19 protein-coding genes are annotated in these 16,230 nt (G+C 66.0%); 4 read left to right on the forward strand and 15 right to left on the reverse strand.

The genetic code is table 11. The features are described 5' to 3' along the window. The first annotated feature begins 2 nt into the window (after window positions 1–2). Entirely contained in the window at window positions 3–785 is a 783-nt protein-coding gene (locus tag XH81_RS16980) for an alpha/beta fold hydrolase (protein WP_028140758.1), read from the forward strand. Between the two features lie 125 nt (window positions 786–910). Here the strand turns inward: XH81_RS16980 and XH81_RS16985 are convergent, their stop codons facing one another. The 11 genes from XH81_RS16985 to phnG all read right to left on the reverse strand — a co-directional run bounded on the left by XH81_RS16985 (window position 911) and on the right by phnG (window position 9,602). After that, complete coding sequence (locus tag XH81_RS16985) at window positions 911–1,864, reverse strand: aliphatic sulfonate ABC transporter substrate-binding protein (RefSeq protein ID WP_028140759.1); 954 nt, start codon at window positions 1,862–1,864, stop codon at window positions 911–913. Between the two features lie 22 nt (window positions 1,865–1,886). Continuing rightward, window positions 1,887–2,108: a hypothetical protein gene (locus XH81_RS16990; RefSeq protein WP_028140760.1), complete on the reverse strand. Its 222-nt coding sequence runs from the start codon at window positions 2,106–2,108 to the stop codon at window positions 1,887–1,889. A 522-nt stretch (window positions 2,109–2,630) separates the two neighbouring features. Then, window positions 2,631–3,242 (reverse strand): pyridoxamine 5'-phosphate oxidase family protein, encoded by a 612-nt coding sequence (locus XH81_RS16995; RefSeq protein ID WP_028140761.1) that lies wholly within the window; start codon window positions 3,240–3,242, stop codon window positions 2,631–2,633. After that, window positions 3,229–3,861: a phosphonate metabolism protein/1,5-bisphosphokinase (PRPP-forming) PhnN gene (gene phnN / locus XH81_RS17000; RefSeq protein WP_028140762.1), complete on the reverse strand. Its 633-nt coding sequence runs from the start codon at window positions 3,859–3,861 to the stop codon at window positions 3,229–3,231. Before phnN ends, XH81_RS16995 begins: the two co-directional genes overlap by 14 nt. Continuing rightward, window positions 3,858–5,015 (reverse strand): alpha-D-ribose 1-methylphosphonate 5-triphosphate diphosphatase, encoded by a 1,158-nt coding sequence (locus tag XH81_RS17005; protein ID WP_028140763.1) that lies wholly within the window; start codon window positions 5,013–5,015, stop codon window positions 3,858–3,860. The genes phnN and XH81_RS17005 overlap by 4 nt, the downstream gene beginning before the upstream one ends. Window positions 5,016–5,026: 11 nt before the next feature. Next, window positions 5,027–5,725 (reverse strand): phosphonate C-P lyase system protein PhnL, encoded by a 699-nt coding sequence (phnL, locus tag XH81_RS17010; protein WP_028140764.1) that lies wholly within the window; start codon window positions 5,723–5,725, stop codon window positions 5,027–5,029. An 8-nt stretch (window positions 5,726–5,733) separates the two neighbouring features. Further along, window positions 5,734–6,531: a phosphonate C-P lyase system protein PhnK gene (gene phnK, locus XH81_RS17015; RefSeq protein ID WP_028140765.1), complete on the reverse strand. Its 798-nt coding sequence runs from the start codon at window positions 6,529–6,531 to the stop codon at window positions 5,734–5,736. Next, window positions 6,524–7,420 (reverse strand): alpha-D-ribose 1-methylphosphonate 5-phosphate C-P-lyase PhnJ, encoded by an 897-nt coding sequence (locus XH81_RS17020; protein WP_028140766.1) that lies wholly within the window; start codon window positions 7,418–7,420, stop codon window positions 6,524–6,526. Before XH81_RS17020 ends, phnK begins: the two co-directional genes overlap by 8 nt. Continuing rightward, a complete protein-coding gene (locus XH81_RS17025; protein WP_028140767.1) occupies window positions 7,417–8,520 on the reverse strand; it encodes a carbon-phosphorus lyase complex subunit PhnI in 1,104 nt (367 codons plus the stop codon). Before XH81_RS17025 ends, XH81_RS17020 begins: the two co-directional genes overlap by 4 nt. A gap of 4 nt (window positions 8,521–8,524) precedes the next feature. Then, on the reverse strand, window positions 8,525–9,133 hold the full coding sequence (gene phnH, locus XH81_RS17030) for a phosphonate C-P lyase system protein PhnH (RefSeq protein ID WP_271596295.1): 609 nt from the start codon (window positions 9,131–9,133) through the stop codon (window positions 8,525–8,527). A gap of 4 nt (window positions 9,134–9,137) precedes the next feature. Then, entirely contained in the window at window positions 9,138–9,602 is a 465-nt protein-coding gene (gene phnG / locus XH81_RS17035; RefSeq protein WP_028140769.1) for a phosphonate C-P lyase system protein PhnG, read from the reverse strand. Between the two features lie 117 nt (window positions 9,603–9,719). Here phnG and phnF point away from each other — a divergent pair, with 117 nt between their 5' ends. After that, the gene (gene phnF, locus XH81_RS17040; protein WP_028140770.1) at window positions 9,720–10,448 is read left to right on the forward strand and encodes a phosphonate metabolism transcriptional regulator PhnF; all 729 of its coding nucleotides are present in this window, start codon (window positions 9,720–9,722) and stop codon (window positions 10,446–10,448) included. A gap of 121 nt (window positions 10,449–10,569) precedes the next feature. Here phnF and phnE (XH81_RS17045) read toward each other — a convergent pair whose 3' ends face one another. From phnE (XH81_RS17045) to phnC, 4 genes are all read right to left on the reverse strand, one after another. Beyond that, a complete protein-coding gene (phnE, locus tag XH81_RS17045) occupies window positions 10,570–11,418 on the reverse strand; it encodes a phosphonate ABC transporter, permease protein PhnE (protein ID WP_028140771.1) in 849 nt (282 codons plus the stop codon). After that, complete coding sequence (gene phnE / locus XH81_RS17050; protein WP_028140772.1) at window positions 11,415–12,299, reverse strand: phosphonate ABC transporter, permease protein PhnE; 885 nt, start codon at window positions 12,297–12,299, stop codon at window positions 11,415–11,417. The genes phnE (XH81_RS17045) and phnE (XH81_RS17050) overlap by 4 nt, the downstream gene beginning before the upstream one ends. Before the next feature lie 71 nt (window positions 12,300–12,370). Next, the gene (gene phnD / locus XH81_RS17055; protein ID WP_028140773.1) at window positions 12,371–13,306 is read right to left on the reverse strand and encodes a phosphonate ABC transporter substrate-binding protein; all 936 of its coding nucleotides are present in this window, start codon (window positions 13,304–13,306) and stop codon (window positions 12,371–12,373) included. A 66-nt stretch (window positions 13,307–13,372) separates the two neighbouring features. Continuing rightward, complete coding sequence (gene phnC / locus XH81_RS17060) at window positions 13,373–14,182, reverse strand: phosphonate ABC transporter ATP-binding protein (RefSeq protein ID WP_028140774.1); 810 nt, start codon at window positions 14,180–14,182, stop codon at window positions 13,373–13,375. A 173-nt stretch (window positions 14,183–14,355) separates the two neighbouring features. Between phnC and XH81_RS17065 the strand changes: the two genes are divergently transcribed. Next, window positions 14,356–15,027, forward strand: a complete 672-nt coding sequence (locus tag XH81_RS17065; protein ID WP_028140775.1) for a transferase hexapeptide repeat family protein — start codon at window positions 14,356–14,358, stop codon at window positions 15,025–15,027. Continuing rightward, window positions 15,024–16,217, forward strand: a complete 1,194-nt coding sequence (locus XH81_RS17070) for an alpha-D-ribose 1-methylphosphonate 5-triphosphate diphosphatase (RefSeq protein WP_028140776.1) — start codon at window positions 15,024–15,026, stop codon at window positions 16,215–16,217. The genes XH81_RS17065 and XH81_RS17070 overlap by 4 nt, the downstream gene beginning before the upstream one ends. Window positions 16,218–16,230: the final 13 nt, after the last annotated feature.

Raw genomic sequence — 16,230 nt, forward strand, 5'->3', positions numbered from 1 at the left:
CCATGAAGCTCTCCGTCAACGGCCTTGATGTGTTTGCCGCAACCGGCGGCCGCGAATTCGACAAGTCGCTGCCCGCGGTCGTCTTCATCCACGGCGCCGGCTTCGACCATTCGACCTGGGCGCTGCATACGCGCTGGTTCGCCCATCACGGTTTTTCCGTGCTGGCGTCGGACCTTCCCGGCCACGGCCGCTCTAGCGGGCCTTCGCTCGGCAGCATCGCCGAGATGGCCGACTGGACCGCGGCGCTGCTCGATGCGGCGGGAGCTGCGAAGGCGCATCTGATCGGCCATTCCATGGGATCGCTGATCTCGCTGGAGACGGCGGCCCGTCACCCCGACAAGGTTTCCGCGCTGAGCCTGATCGGCACCGCCGCGACCATGACGGTCGGCCCGGATTTGTTGAAGGCCGCCGAGGCCAACTCGCAGGACGCCAACGACATGGTCTCGATTTGGGGCCTCGGATTCAACGCCGAGCTCGGCGGCAGTCTCGCGCCGGGCCTGTGGATGCATGGCGGCGCGCAGGCGGTGCTGAAGTCTTGCGAGCCGGGCGTGCTGTTCAGGGATCTGTCGGCCTGCAATGCCTACGCGAATGCGCTGACCGCTGCCGCGAGTGTGAAGGTGCCGACGACATTGATTCTCGGCGAACGCGACATGATGACGCCGGCGAAGGCGGGCAAGACGCTTGCGGCCGCCATCCCGCATGCGAAGACCGTCGTTGTGCCGGGCGCCGGCCACATGATCATGGCCGAGCGCCCGGATGAATTGCTGGCGGCGCTGAGGGGCTGAGAGTTCGGCCGCAAGAACTTCCACGGCGTCATGGCCGGGCTTGTCCCGGCCATCCACGATCTTTCTTGCAACACAAAGAACGTGGATGCCCGGGACAAGCCCGGGCATGACGCCGTCGCGTTATCTCAGGACCCCGGCGTCCACTTCCAGACGATGTCGGAGACGTTGACCGGCTTCGGGATCAGGCCGAGCTTTGCAAAGCGGTCGGCGACGGCCTGCTGGGTCTTGATCACCTCGGCGTCGAGCGGCACCACGCTGTAAGTCGATCGATTGACGAAGCGGCGGACGGCCTCGATGTCGACACCGGTCGCCTCGGACTGCGCCTTCGCGACCTCCTCGTGATGTGAGTTCGCCCAGGCGCCTTCCGAGGCGAAGGTGGTGTTGAGCCGGGCGACCAGCGACGGATATTTCTCGACGAAATCCGTGTTGGCGATGTAGTAGGCGTTCGGCCTGTGCACGTCCTTGTCGAACGCGATCACCCGCGCGCCCTCCTTCAGTTCGGCGAGCGCCAGATACGGATCCCAGATCGACCAGGCGTCGACCGAGCCCTTGACGAAAGCCGCGGTCGCATCAGCCGGCGCGAGCGGCGCCGGCGTGATATCAGACCAGGACAGCCCGGCCTTGTCGAGCGATGCGACCAGCAGATTGTGCGCGCTCGATCCCTTGCCGAAGGCGACGCGCTTGCCCTTGAGGTCGGCGAGCGTCTTGATCGGTGAATCCTTCGGCACGATGATCGCCTGATTGTCGCCTTCGGACTTCACAGCCGCGACGTAGCGGATCCTGGCGCCGCCCGCTTGCGCGAAAATCGGCGGCGTATCGCCGACGAAGCCGAAATCGACGCTACCGACATTGATGGCCTCCAGCAGCGGCGGACCGAACTGGAAGTCGACCCATTTGACCTCGATGCCGAGCGGCCTGAAGGCGTTTTCGAGTGTCTGACGCTGGCGCACGGCCGGGAAGAAGCCACCCTTCTGCGTGCCGATCCGGATCTCCGCGGGCTTGTCCTCGGCGTGCGCGGACACATTGAATGCGGTCGCGACGAGCAGCGCTGCGGTCAGAAAATGGCGTCGTGCAATCATGTTGCGTTCCTTTGCGTTGGATTCAGTTGGCGAAGAACGGAGAATTCGCGCGCCGGCTCCGCTCGGAGAGCACCGCGCGGGCCGCGCGCTCGGCCTCTCGCGCCGAGCGGAACTGACGGCCTTCGAGACTGTCAAACAGGCGCTCGGAGGAGAAGAAGCGGAAGCCGCGGGCATCCCTCGTGACGATGCCGGCGGCACGGTCGTGGATCTCGATGATGTAGGCGTTGGACTGAGCCTGAGACATGACTGCTCGTTCGCCGGAATTCCGGCGCTCCTGACTTGCAAATTTGCGGTGTGGATGTTGCTAGGACGAGGTCAGCAACAACAACAGGCGCCCGTCGCCGCCGAGAAACAGCGCCGCGTCATGCACACATGCATGTCATTGGAATTGCGCTGGCGATCGGTTCTCATGGTGCGGCGTGGACTCGAGGAGCAGTTTCGATGCTGCAAATATCCAGCGATTGCCGCGATTGGTCAATGAAATGGCTATCCATATTTGCGGGCCGCGCGCGGGGGTGCTTCTCCCACAGGATGCGCTTGCAGCCGGATTCATCTTGCGCGGCAAGGATCGCCGCGGCGATATGCCGGGCTCTTGTAGGGTGGGCAAAGCGAAGCGTGCCCACGATCTGTCGCGATGTTGGACAGGAGGTGGGCACGGCGCAAGCGCGCCTTTGCCCACCCTACGATACTGAACTTGCGGAGAGAACCCCTCACCCCGCCCTCTCCCCGCAAGAGCGGGGCCAGGGAGACGAGAGAGCGCGGAACGTCACCACATCGTCGCGGCAGCCCGTTCCGGCCAGATGCGATCGTACTCCGCGCCGCCGACCTGGTTGTCGCTCATCTCGGCGAGGATCTGGCCCGGCGTCGGCAGCGTCTTCGGATCGATACGCTTGTCGGGATTCCAGAGCTCGGAGCGGACGATGGCGCGGGCGCACTGGAAGTAGATTTCGTCCACCTTCATCACCATGACGCTGCGCGGCGCCTTGCCTTCCACCTTGAACGAGGCCAGCAGCTCGGGATCGATGGATAGATGTGCGCGACCGTTGGCACGAACCGCATTGCCGGAGCCGGGGATCAGGAACATCAACGACACCCTGGGATCGCGCACGATGTTGCGCAAGGAGTCGACACGATTGTTGCCGCGGCGATCCGGCAGCATCAGCGTCTTGGGATCATGGATACGGACGAAGCCGGGCAAATCACCACGCGGCGAGCAGTCGATGCCCTCGGGGCCGATGGTGGCAAGCGCGGCGAACGGCGCCTTCTCGATGAAGACGCGGTAGAGCGGGGTGACGTGGTCGGCGACTTTCACGGTCGAGGCGTCGTTGGTGGCGCCGTAGATGGCCTCCAGCTGTTCGATCGTTTCAATCACCGACATTCCGTCCTCCTTGCTGTACTGGCTGATCGTGCCAGCCTTCGTTCCTGATCACGCGCACGAGCTGGCGGGCGTGATACTCGGCGCTACCGGCATTGAGGATGGTGACATCCGCCTGCGCCGACCTGTCGTCGACGCTGCGAGTGAGGCGCTCGGCGATATTGCCGTCGCTCTGTCGCGCGCGCGCGGCCAGCCGCGCGGCCAGCACATCCGGCGGCGCCGTGATCGCGACCACCACGACGTCGGCGTAGGTCTGGCGCAGCGCGCCGATCACCGTGCGCGAGACATTGGCGACGACCGTGCGGCCGGCGCGGATATCCTCGTTGATGGCGAGCGGCAGCGCATAGGAATGCCCGTGCGCGTCCCAATGCACGGCGAAATCGCCATGCTCGCACGCGCGGCGGAATTGGTCGAAGCCGAGCGCGACATTGTCTTCGTCGGCGGAGGATTCACGCGTCACGATTCGGCGCGGGAAGACAATGTCGTGATCGTCAACGCAGGCCGCCTGCGCGAGCCGCAGCAGCGTGTCCTTGCCGGCGCCGCTGGGACCGACCACGAGCACGAGCCGGCCGGGACCGATCGCGCCCGCGTCGTCCTGCGCCATGGCCGGGATCTCGCTCATGCGACGCGGCTTCCTTCGCGCCAGACGCTGCGGACGACGGGAACACTGCCGGCAACATGCACGCGAATGAGGTCGGCGCGCTTGCCGATCGCGACCTCGCCGCGGTCGGTGAGGCCCACCGCTTCCGCGGGCGCCTTCGTCACGGTGCGGATCGCCGCGGGAAGGCCGATGGCGGGCACATGCTCGGGCAATTGCAGCGCGCCCATCAGGAGGCTCGACGGAATGTAGTCCGACGACAGGATATCGAGCAGGCCCTCGCGGGCGAGATCGACCGCGGCGATGTTGCCGGAATGCGAACCGCCGCGCACGACGTTCGGCGCGCCCATCAGGATGTCGATGCCGGCCTCGTGCAAGCCGCGCGCGGCCTCGAGCGTGGTCGGGAATTCCGCCACCGACACGCGGTCGCGCACGGCATCCGCGACGTTCTCCTCGGTGGTATCGTCGTGGCTCGCGAGCGGGATCTGGTACTGATGCGCCAGCGACACGATCTCGCGCATATTGGTGGCGGCATAGAGCTTTTGATATTCGAAGCGCTTTGCGAACAGTTCGTCGAGCTCGGCATCGGTCTTGCCGCCGCCCTTGCCGCGGTAATAGTCGCGCAGCTTGACCTCGTCGCGGAACTGACGCTGACCGGGGGTGTGGTCCATCAGCGACATCAGCTTGACGTCGGGACGGTCGATCAGCTCCCTGGCCTCCTCGACCACGCTCGGCATCGGGATTTCGCAGCGCAGATGCAGGAAGTGGTCGGCGCGCAGCAGGCTGGCGTCGCGCGCGGTCGTGATCGCGGCGGCGAGCACGCCGGCGCGGCCATCGACCTCCTCGGCGCCGTCCTCGCGCCAGACCCGGAGCGAATCGAACACGGTGGTGATGCCCGACGTCGCGAGTTGGCCGTCGTAGGAGATGACGGCGGCAACCGGATTCCAGAACACCTTTGGCCGCGGCACGTAATGGGCTTCGAGATGGTCGGTGTGGAGCTCGATCAGCCCCGGCATGATCAAATCGCCGCCGGCATCCTCGGCGCCCGCAGGCGCAGTCCCATCGCCGATCTCGGCAATGCGCCCGTCGGCAAGAGCGAGCCAGCCCTGCTCGATCACCCGGTCGGCCAGCACGATCCTGGCGTTGGCGATCACAATGTCCTTCGGCTTGGCGTTCATTTCCATGTCCCTCAGGCCGCGGCGGCGAAGCTGGTGACGTCAACGATGCGGTCGGCAATCAGATGACGGATTTCGTCGTCATGGACAATGGCGACCATGGCGACGCCCTGGCGTTTCTTCTCGACGACCAGCTCGACCACGACGGCGCGGTTGGCGGCATCGAGCGAGGCGGTCGGCTCGTCCAGCAGCAGGATCGGCAGGTCCGAGATGAAGCCGCGCGCGATGTTGACGCGCTGCTGCTCGCCCCCGGAGAAGGTCGCGGGCGGAAGCTGCCAGAGGCGCTCGGGGATGTTGAGGCGGTGCAGCAGCTCGCCGGCGCGGGCCTGCGCCTCAGTGCGGGCCATGCCGTTGACGATCAGCGGCTCGGCGACGACGTCGATGGTGGCCACGCGCGGCACCGCGCGCAGGAACTGGCTGACATAGCCGATGGTGGAGCGGCGGACGTTGAGGATCTGCCGCGGCTCGGCGCTGGCCAGATCAATCACCGCGCCTCGGTGGCGGATGCCGATGCGGCCGCTATCGCAGCGGTAATTGCCGAAGATCATTTTCAGGATCGAGGACTTGCCGGCGCCTGATGGCCCGGAGAGCACGACGCAATCGCCGGGATTGACCTGGAAGGTCACGCCGCTGACGACCGGCAATTCGATGCCGCCCTGCAGGTGCATGGTGAAGGTCTTGTTGGCGTTGGCAACGTCGATCATGGCGGTCATCGGAAATCTCATGGCGGCAGAATCGAGGAGACGAGGAGTTGCGTATAGGGCTCGCGGGGATCGTCGAGCACCTGATCGGTGAGACCGGTCTCGATGACGCGGCCGCCCTTCATCACCATCACGCGGTGCGACAAGAGCCGCGCGACCGCGAGGTCATGGGTGACGATGATGACGGCGAGATGCAGCTCGGCGACGAGGCTGCGCAGGAGGTCGAGCAGGCGCGCCTGCACGGACACGTCGAGGCCGCCGGTCGGCTCGTCCATGAACACCAGCCGCGGCTCGGTGACGAGGTTGCGCGCGATCTGGAGGCGCTGGCGCATGCCGCCGGAATAGGTGCGCGGCGCATCGTCGATGCGCGCGGTGTCGATCTCGACGCGGGTGAGCCAGTCGGAGGCAGTCTCGCGGATGCGGCCATAGTGATTCCACCCCACCGCCATCAGCCGCTCGCCGACATTGGCGCCGGCCGAGACCGCTATGCGCAAGCCCTGGGCGGGATCCTGATGCACAAAACCCCAGTCGGTGCGGTACAGGAAGCGCCGCTCGGCTTCGCCGAGCGAGGCGAGATCGCGGGCGACACCGTCGCGCATCCGATAGGACACATGGCCGCCGCTGGCCGCAAGCTGGCCCGACAGCAGTTGCAGCAGCGTCGACTTGCCCGAACCTGATTCGCCGACGATCGCCAGCACCTCGCCGGGATAGAGCGAGAAGGAGACGTCGCGGCAGGCGGCGATGCGGCCGAAGGATTTGCTGAGGGAGGTCGCGACCAGCAGCGGCTGGTCGTTTTCGAGCGCGGCCTGATCAACCATTGGTGCCTCCTTGCGCCTTCTCCTTGTACGGCGCGGCACTGAGGCTGCCGTGATGGCCGGCGGCCTGGCGGCCCTCGCAATAGTCGGTGTCCGAGCACACGAACATCCGTCCGCCCTTGTCGTCGGTGACGATCTCGTCGAGATAGGAATTCTCCGCGCCGCACAGCGCGCAGGGCGCGTTGAAGCGGTAGGGCTCGAACGGGTGATCCTCGAAATCGAGCGACACCACCTGCGTATAAGGCGGGATCGCATAGATGCGCTTCTCGCGGCCGGCGCCGAACAATTGCAACGCCGGGCAGTTGTCCATCTTGGGATTGTCGAATTTCGGCGTCGGCGACGGATCCATCACGTAGCGCGCGTTGACCTTGACCGGATAGGCGTAGGCGGTGGCGATGTGGCCGAAGCGGGCGATGTCCTCATAGAGCTTCACATGCATCAGGCCGTATTCGGCCAGCGCATGCATGCGCCGCGTCTCGGTCTCGCGCGGCTCGAGGAAGCGCAACGGCTCCGGGATCGGCACCTGATAGACCAGCACCTGGTCTGCGTGCAGCGTCGCCTCGGGGATGCGGTGGCGGGTCTGGATCACGGTCGCCTCATCCGTCGCCGTGGTCGTGGCAACGCCCGCGGTCTTGGCGAAGAATTTTCGGATCGAGATCGCGTTGGTGGTGTCGTCGGAGCCTTGATCGATCACCTTCAGCACGTCGGCGGGACCGAGGATCGCAGCGGTGACCTGCACGCCGCCGGTGCCCCAGCCATAGGGCATCGGCATCTCGCGGCTGGCGAACGGCACCTGATAGCCGGGAATGGCGATCGCCTTCAGGATCGCGCGGCGGATCATCCGCTTGGTCTGCTCGTCGAGATAGGCGAAATTGTAGGCGGGCGCGTTCATTCCGCGGCTTCCTTCATGGCGTCAGGCGCCTGGGCGTCAGTGAATTCCTTGCGCAGCTTGCGGAGCAGGCCGAGCTCGGACTGGAAGTCGACATAATGCGGCAGCTTCAGATGCTCGACGAAGCCGGTGGCCTGGACGTTGTCCGAATGCGACATCACGAATTCTTCATCTTGCGCGGGGGCGAGTGCCTCCTCGCCGAGCTCGCGGGCGCGTAGCGCGCGATCGACCAGCGCCATCGACATGGTCTTGCGCTCGCTCTGGCCGAAGGCGAGGCCATAGCCGCGGGTGAAGCACGGCGCTTCGGTCGCGGAGCCCTTGAACTGGTTGACCATCTGGCACTCCGTGAGCTCGATCGAGCCGAGCGGCACGGCGAAGCCGACGTCCTCCGCCAGGAATTCCACCTCGACCTCGCCGAAGCGGATCTCGCCGGCGAAAGGATGGTTGCGGCCATAGCCGCGCTGGGTGGAATAGCCCATCGCCAACAGGAAACCTTCGTCGCCGCGCGCGAGGTTTTGCAGGCGCAGATCGCGGTCCGCCGGAAAATTCAGCGGCTCGCGGGTGAGATCGCCGACGCTGGCGCCGTCTTCGGCCTGCGGCGAGGATTCGATCAGCCCGTCGCGGCCGAGAATGTCGGTCACGCGCGGGGTCGGCGCAGTGGACGCTTCCGCCGTTGCCGGAACCTCCGGCACAAAGCCTTGCGCGAGCGCGGGATCGAGCAGGCGGTGGGTGTAGTCGAAGGTCGGCCCGAGGATCTGGCCGCCCGGAATGTCCTTGAAGGTCGAGGACACCCGCCGCTGCACCCGCATCGCGCCGGTGTCGACCGGCTCGCTGGCGCCGAAACGCGGCATCGTGGCGCGGAAGGCGCGAACCAGGAAGATCGCCTCGATCAGGTCGCCGCGCGCCTGCTTGATCGCGAGCGCCGCGAGCTCGCGATCATAGAGCGAGCCTTCGCTCATGACACGGTCGACGGCCAGCCCAAGCTGCTCCGAGATCTGGTCGAGCGTGAGCTCCGGAACGCCTCGGTCGCCGCGCCGCTTATCTGCGAGCAAGCGATGGGCGTTCTCGATGGCGCGTTCGCCGCCTTTGACTGCGACATACATGCTTCTAGCTTCCCTTGCTCACGATGCGCGTGGTGCGGGGGATCGCGGCCACGGCGTCATCGGCGACCAGCACCACATCGATGCCGCGCGGAAACAGTGCTTCGTTGACGCGCAGGCGCTCGAACAGATCGAACGGCTTGACCGACGCCTGGAGCATCGCGGCGCCGTCGATGCCGGGACCGCGCAGCTCGAAGCTGCGTCCTGCGTCGAGGCTGTCGACCTGGAGGATCAATGTGGTGGACCGATCCGGATATTCGCTGGTGCCGAGCGCGAAGCGTTCGAGCGGCGGCAGCGCACCGCCGTCACTGATCAGCGCAAAGCTCGCGATGGAGGAATCCTGCACCACCGGCGCGCCGGTGTGGAACTTCAGCCATTTCACCACGTCCGGGCTCTCCGCCATCCGCGCGTCGAGCCAGAGCGGCGTGTCGTGGTCGAACAGCGTCAGCGCGATCGCGGCGGTGCCGCGCATCATCGTTTCCGGCTTGCCAGCCATCGGCACGACGCGCTGGACCGAGCCCGGCCGCGCCATCGCGTCCATCACCGAGCGAAAGGTCGATTGCGCCGACAGCACCTTGTCGGCGAAGCCCGGGGGCAGTTCCGCAATCGTGGTCATGATCTCACCCCTCACCGCGCACCATGGTGTAGAAATCAACCTTCGTCGCGGCGGTCTCGGCCGCCGCCTGCTTCCGGCGAATCATAAGCTGCTCACGCAACGGCGCGATTACGTCCCTCTCCACCGACGCGCCAAAATCGCGCGACTGCGCCAGCGCGTCACACAGTGCGATCAGCCGCGCTTTCTCGCCGTCGCGCCCGAGCGTGTAGCCGAACCCGACCTCGCCGCTCGCCAGCCGGACCGCGGCGCGCGACACCGTGGCTTCGCCGAGATTGAAGGGCGCGCCGTCGCCGCCGACCCGGCCACGCAGCATGACGAGGCCGTTTTCGGGCGCACGCAAATCCTGATGGGCCGGGACAGCCAAGTTGCGGAGGCGGGCGGCGATCTCGCCCGCCTCCGCGTGCGCCAGCACGGCCATGGCGGCCTGACGCTGGGCTTGCTGGTTGTTGTGCTGGGTCACCTGATCCACCGAACCTCTGACAGAACTTGCCGCATCGAAGTTGTCTATGATAATAGACAACTTCATACGGGAGCGCCATGACTGTTTCGTGACAAAGCTGTGATTTCTGGAGTAGGTTGCCGCAACATGAGCATGCAGAACACCGCCTCCTCGGGCGTCGCGCTATGGCGCCTCGTTGCCGACGGCATCGAGCGCGGCATCGCCGATGGCCGCTTCGCGGCCGGCGACAAATTGCCGGGCGAGATGGAAATCGCCGAAACCTATCGGGTGAACCGCCACACCGTGCGGCGCGCGCTGGCAGCCCTTGCCGAGCGCGGCCTCGTGCGCGCCGAGCGCGGCAGCGGAACCTATGTCGAGGCACAGAAGCTCGCTTATCCCCTGCGCTCACGCACCCGCTTCTCCGAGATCGTCGGCGCCGGCGGCCGCGAGCCGCGCGGGCAGCTGATCGAGGCGACCGACGATGTCGCGACCCGTGAACTGGCGCGCGAGCTCGGCTTGAAGGCCGGCGCGCCGCTGGTGCGGATCGAGGCGATCCGCCTTGCCGATCGCACGCCGATCTGCGTCTCCACCACCTGGCTGTCGGCGGAATTATTTCCGGGTGCCGGCGCCGTGTTCGCAGCGACGCGCTCGATGACGAAGCTGCTGGAACATTACGGCGTCCGCGACTATCGCCGCGGCGCGACCCGGATCACCGCCGGCATCGTCGACGCCACCGACGCGGCGCGGCTCGATCTGGCGCTGGGACGGCCGATCCTGGTGGTCGATGCGACCGACCACGATCTCGACGGTAAGCCGCTGATGACCAAGCATTCGCGCTTCGCGGCGGAGCGGGTGGAGTTTCTGGTGGAGTCGTAGGGTGGGTTAGCCTTGGGCTGCGCGAAGCGCAGTCCGAAGGCGTAACCCACCTCTTCTGTCTCCGCGGAGATAAACAGTGGTGGGTTACGCCTTCGGCTAACCCACCCTACAGCACCTTTGATCAGGCGACAGCCCGCCGCCCGATAATCGCAAAGCGCAGCTTGCCCGAGATGAAATCGATCGCGGCGACCGCGACCAGGATCATCAGGATCAGAAACGACACCTTCTGCCATTCCAGCACGCGGATCTGCTCGGCGAGCTGGAGGCCGATGCCGCCGGCGCCGACGATGCCGATGATGGTGGCCGAGCGGGTGTTGGATTCGATGAAATAGAGCACCTGCCCGGCGATCACGGGCAGGACCTGCGGCAACAGGCCGAAGCGGATCTCGTGCAGCGGGCTGCCGCCGGAGGCGCGGATGCCCTCGACCTGCTTCTGGTCGGCGGCCTCGATCGCCTCCGAGAACAGCTTTCCGAAGGCGCCGAAATCCGACACCGCAATGGCAAGCACGCCGGCGAACGGGCCAAGCCCGACGACGTTGATCCACACCAGCGCCCAGATCAGCGTGTCGACGCCGCGGATCGAATCCAGCACGCGGCGCACGGGAAAGCGCAGGAGCTTCGACGGCACCACGTTGCGCGCGGCCAGAAGGCTGACGGGGAGTGCGAAGACGGCGGCGAGCGTGGTGCCGAGCAGTGCAATCGACAGCGTCTCGCCGAGTGCCTTCAGGTAGACCGGCAGCGACGAGCCGGGATCGGGCGGGATCATCATCAGGCTGATCCAGCCGAGCTGGCTGAGACCTGCGAAGAATCGCGACGGCGAGAAATCGAGATCGACCAGGCCGTAAATGAGGATCGCGAACGCCGCGACGATCATCGCCGGCGTGGCAAGCCGCGCCGAGGCCGGACGGTCGAACACATCGGGATAGCGCGCGCGAAGCTCTCGCGTGTCGACCGCTTGCCGCCTCGTCACGTCCGCGCCTCCTTGCCGAACAGGCGGCCGCGCAGCCAACCGGTGCTGATGTCGATGATGAACACGGTGACGATGATGGTGAGCAGGATCGCGCTGACGTCCGAATAGTAGAATTTGCGGATGGCGACGACGAGCTCCTGGCCGATGCCGCCGGCGCCGACGAAGCCCATCACCGAGGCTTCGCGGACGTTGATCTCGAAGCGCAGCAGCGCGTAGCTCGCATAGCCCGCGGTCACCTGCGGCACGACGGCGAACCGCATGCAGGACAGCCAGCTCGCGCCGGTCGAGCGGATGCCTTCGACCGGCTTCATATCGGCGTTCTCGACGATTTCCGAGAACAGCTTTCCGAGCGCGCCGGTGGAGTGGATCGCGATCGCGAGCACGCCCGCCATCGGTCCGAGCCCGAAGGCGATGACGAAGATCAGCGCGAAGACGATGCCCGGAACGGTGCGGGCGAATTCGAGCAGGCGCCGGACGACGAAGCGCAGCCAGGGTGCGGGCGAGGTGTTTTCAGCCGCGAAGAAGTTCAGACAAAATGCCAAGGTCGCGCCGATCAGCGTGCCGACATAGGAGATCAGCAGCGTCTCGCCGAGCATCTTCAGCCATTTGCGCCAGCCCCAGAGCCACTCGCCGACATCGGTCCAGACGCGCTGGCCGTTGTCGAGCGTGAGGATGCGGTCGAAATAGCTGATGAAATTGCCGAAATAGGTGAACAGCGTGCGCAGATTCACTTCCGCGCCGACCGCGGCGAGAAGCAGCGCGGCGGCGAAGACCGCGATCCCCAACAGCAGGCGGAGCCGCCTGCGCCCGACCGCCTGGCGATAAGCGGCGTTGAGCACGGCAAGCTGCTGCTCGGGGAGGATCGAAACCGCTGTTGTCATCGGCCTGAGCCAAGTTCCGTCAAAGAAAGAGCCGGGTCCAAGGACCCGGCTCCAGTTACATCGCCCTGAGATCAGGACGCCTTCTTCTTACGCAGCGCATCGACGAACTTGATCAGCTCGATCGTGCCATCCCAATCCTTGGTGGTGGCGGGATGAAAGCCCTTCTTCTGGCCGTCGGAGAGGCGGTCGAACGCGGCCTTGTCCTTGGCCGGCGCGTCGAAGAACGCCTTGGCGATAGCGGCCTTGGCGTCTTCCGGCAGGTCGGAATTGTAGGCATAGGGGCCGTTGATGATCGGCGCCGACTTATGGATGATTCGGAAGTCGTCCTTCTTCATCGCCGAGCCGTCGGCATTCTTCAGCATGCCCTTGGTCAGCATCTGCGCCAGCGTGGAATCGTCGTCGCTGGTCCACTGGTTGGCGGCAACGTCGACGGTGCCCTGCGACAGCGCCAGCATCGCGTTCTCGTGACTGCCGGTGAAGACGACCTTGCCGAAATAGCCGTCGGCATCGGGGATGCCCATCTTGTCCAGCTCGAAGCGCGGCACATTGTTGCCGGAGGTCGAGTTCGGATCGACGAGGCCGAGGTTCTTGCCCTTGAGCTGGTCGACGCTCTTGTAGGCGCTGCTCGCCTTGACGAAGAACACCGAATAATAACCGGTCGAGCCGTCGGCGTTGATGTCGTTGGCGAAGGCGTCGGACTTGACGCCGGTCAGGCGGGCGCGGGCGAACGAGGCCGAGCCATAGCTGGCGATATGGATGTTGCCAGCGCGCTGGCCCTCGATGACGGCAGCGTAGTCGTTGGCGATGCGGAGCGTGACCTTCACGCCCAGTTCCTTGGAGAGATAGCTCACGAAAGGCGCCCAGCGCTCGGTGACGCCGGAGGCGTTCTCGGCCGGGACGACCGCAAAGGTCAGCTCGGGATATTTGGCTTTCCAGTCTTCGGCGGAAGCCGACGAGGCGAAGGCGAGCGCCGCGGCGCCGGCAAGAACGAGTCTACGAGTGATCATGATACCCTCTTCATCGGTTGGGGTCGGTTGACGCAAAACTTGCAACTCAAACAGGCGCGACGCGGCTCAGGCGGCGGCCGCCGTTCCAAGTGCCGGGACGCCCGCGGGCGCCGGGTCAGGCATGGTGCCCATGACGTCGGCGGCTTCGAGATCGTAAAGCTCGCGCGCGACGTGGTCGGTCAGTGCGGCCGGCGCGCCGTCGAACACCACCCGGCCCTGCGCCATGCCGATCAGGCGGTCGCAATAGCTGCGCGCCAGATCGAGCGAATGCAGATTGCAGATCACGGTGATGCCGAAATGCTTGTTGATGCGCAGCAGCGCATCCATCACGATCTTGGTGTTGCGCGGATCGAGCGATGCGATCGGCTCGTCGGCGAGGATGATGTCGGGCTGCTGCACGAGCGCACGTGCGATCGCGACGCGCTGCTGCTGGCCGCCGGAGAGCTGGTCGGCGCGCTGGGCCGCGAGCGATGCGATGTCGAACTGTTCGAGCGCGGACATCGCCAGCGCCTTGTCCTGCTCGGGCCACACTTGCGACAGCGAGCGCCAGGCCGGCATCGTCGCAAGCCTTCCCATCAGGACGTTGGTGAGGACGTCGAGCCGGCCGACCAGGTTGAACTGCTGGAAGATCATGGCCGAGCGCGCCCGCCACTGCCGCAGTTCCTTGCCGCGCAGCGCGGTGACGTCGATGCCGTCGAACAGGATGCGGCCCTGCGTCGGCGTCGCGAGACGATTGATGGTTCGCAGCAGCGTCGACTTGCCGGCGCCGGACCGTCCGATCACACCGACGAAGCCGCCGGGGGAGACTTGAAACGAAGCGTCGTCCACCGCGGCTTTCGCGCCGAAGCGACACGTCAGACCTTCCACCACCAGCATGCAGGACTCCAGATTAGCTGGAGCCAACCGCTAACGCCCGCGCTTGACACTTGTGTGACACGGGCGTTGCAGTGCGGCGATCCTACACACCTCATCCCCTGTCATCGCCGCGTCATGACATCGTCATCAAGCCGCTCGAAGAGGAACGCCCGCCCTCGCGCTCCGGATGCAACATGGCCGCCAAAACTCTTTCGGTCCAGCCGACCATCGATCCCTCGGCCAAACTGCATGAGACCAGGCTCGGCGCCTATACCGAGGTCGGCGCGCGCACCATCCTGCATGAAGTGGCGATGGGCGATTACTCCTATGTCGTGAACGATTCCCAGATCACCTACACCACCATCGGAAAGTTCTGCTCGATCGCGGCCATGACGCGCATCAATCCCGGCAATCATCCGATGCACCGCGCGACCCAGGCGCATTTCACCTATCGCTCGAGCGCCTACTTCGAAGGCGAGAGCGACGACGCCGAATTCTTCGACTGGCGGCGCCAGCATCACGTCCATATCGGCCACGACGTCTGGATCGGCCACGGCGCGATCGTGCTGCCGGGCCGCAACATCGGCACCGGCGCGGTGATCGCGGCCGGCGCCATCGTCACCAAGGACGTGCCGGCCTACGCCATCGTCGCCGGCAATCCGGCCCGGATCGTGCGGCGGCGTTTCTCCGAGGAGATCGCCGGAAGGCTCGCGCGGCTCGCCTGGTGGGACTGGGATCACGACAAGTTGCGTGAAGCCCTGCCCGATTTCCGCAAGCTCGGGATTGAAGATTTTCTTGCGACATACGAAGCAGGGGCGGCTCCCCTGACCAGATCCCTTACCAGCAAACGAAACGCGGTCGCGTGACAGACATTTTCCTTGAAGGCGGCCGGGCCCTGATCGGCGCCGAATTCGTCGAAACGTCATTGACGGTGTCCGGACCGGACATCGCGCAGGTCGATGCCTCACGGGGCCGGGCGCGGCTGACAATCGATTCGCGCAACCTGCTGGTGCTGCCCGGCATCGTCGATCTGCATGGCGATGCCTTCGAGCGGCAGATGATGCCGCGCGCCGGTGTCGACTTCCCGATCGACGTCGCGCTCGCCGACAGCGATCGCCAGGCGATCAGCAACGGCATCACCACCGTCTTTCACGCCACCACCTGCTCGTGGGAGCCGGGCCTGCGCAGCGCCGATAACGCGCGCGGCCTGATGGAGGCCATCGAGCGGCAGCGTCCGCAATTCGCCGCGGATACCCGCTTCCATCTGCGGCACGAGACCTACAATCTCGGCGCCGAGGCCGAGATCAGCGAGTGGCTCGACGAAGGCCGGGTCGACCTGTTCGCTTTCAACGACCACATGGACGGCACGGTCGCCGACATGGCCAAGCCGCGCAAGCGCAACCGCATGGTGGAGCGCACCGGGCTGTCAGCTGAGGAATTCGACCGGCTGGTCGAACGCGTGGTCTCGCGCGCCGACGAAGTGCCGGCTTCGGTTGCGCGGCTGGCCGCTGTGGCGCGCGCAGCCGACGTGCGGATGCTCTCGCACGACGATGCGACGCCGGCGATGCGCCAGGAGTTTCGCGAGCTCGGCGCTGACATCGCGGAGTTTCCGATCAACGAGGAGACGGCACGGGCGGCAGCAAGCCACGGCGATGCCATCGTCTACGGCGCGCCCAACGTCGTGCGCGGCGGCAGCCACACCGGCTGGACGAAGGCCTCCGACATGATCGCCAAGGGGCTCTGCTCGGTGCTGGCGTCGGACTATTATTATCCCGCGCAGCTGCTCGCCGCGTTCCGCCTCGCCGCCGATGGCGTGCTGCCGCTGACGGAAGCCTGGAATCTGGTCTCCGCCGGGCCGGCGCGTGCCACCGGCCTTGCCGATCGCGGCGTGCTCGCGGAAGGTCGCCGCGCCGACATTCTGCTGGTCGACGACAGCGTGAAGCTGCGGCCGCGGCTGATCGCGGTGATCGCAGGCGGAAAGCTCGTCCATCTCACCGATGCGACGCGGCTGCTCACTGCTGTGGCGACGCCGCGCGAGGCTGTCGTCGCGGCCTAAATTGGTTATGCTG

The sequence above is a fragment of the Bradyrhizobium sp. CCBAU 25360 genome (assembly GCF_028128695.1).
Lineage (GTDB): Bacteria > Pseudomonadota > Alphaproteobacteria > Rhizobiales > Xanthobacteraceae > Bradyrhizobium > Bradyrhizobium ottawaense.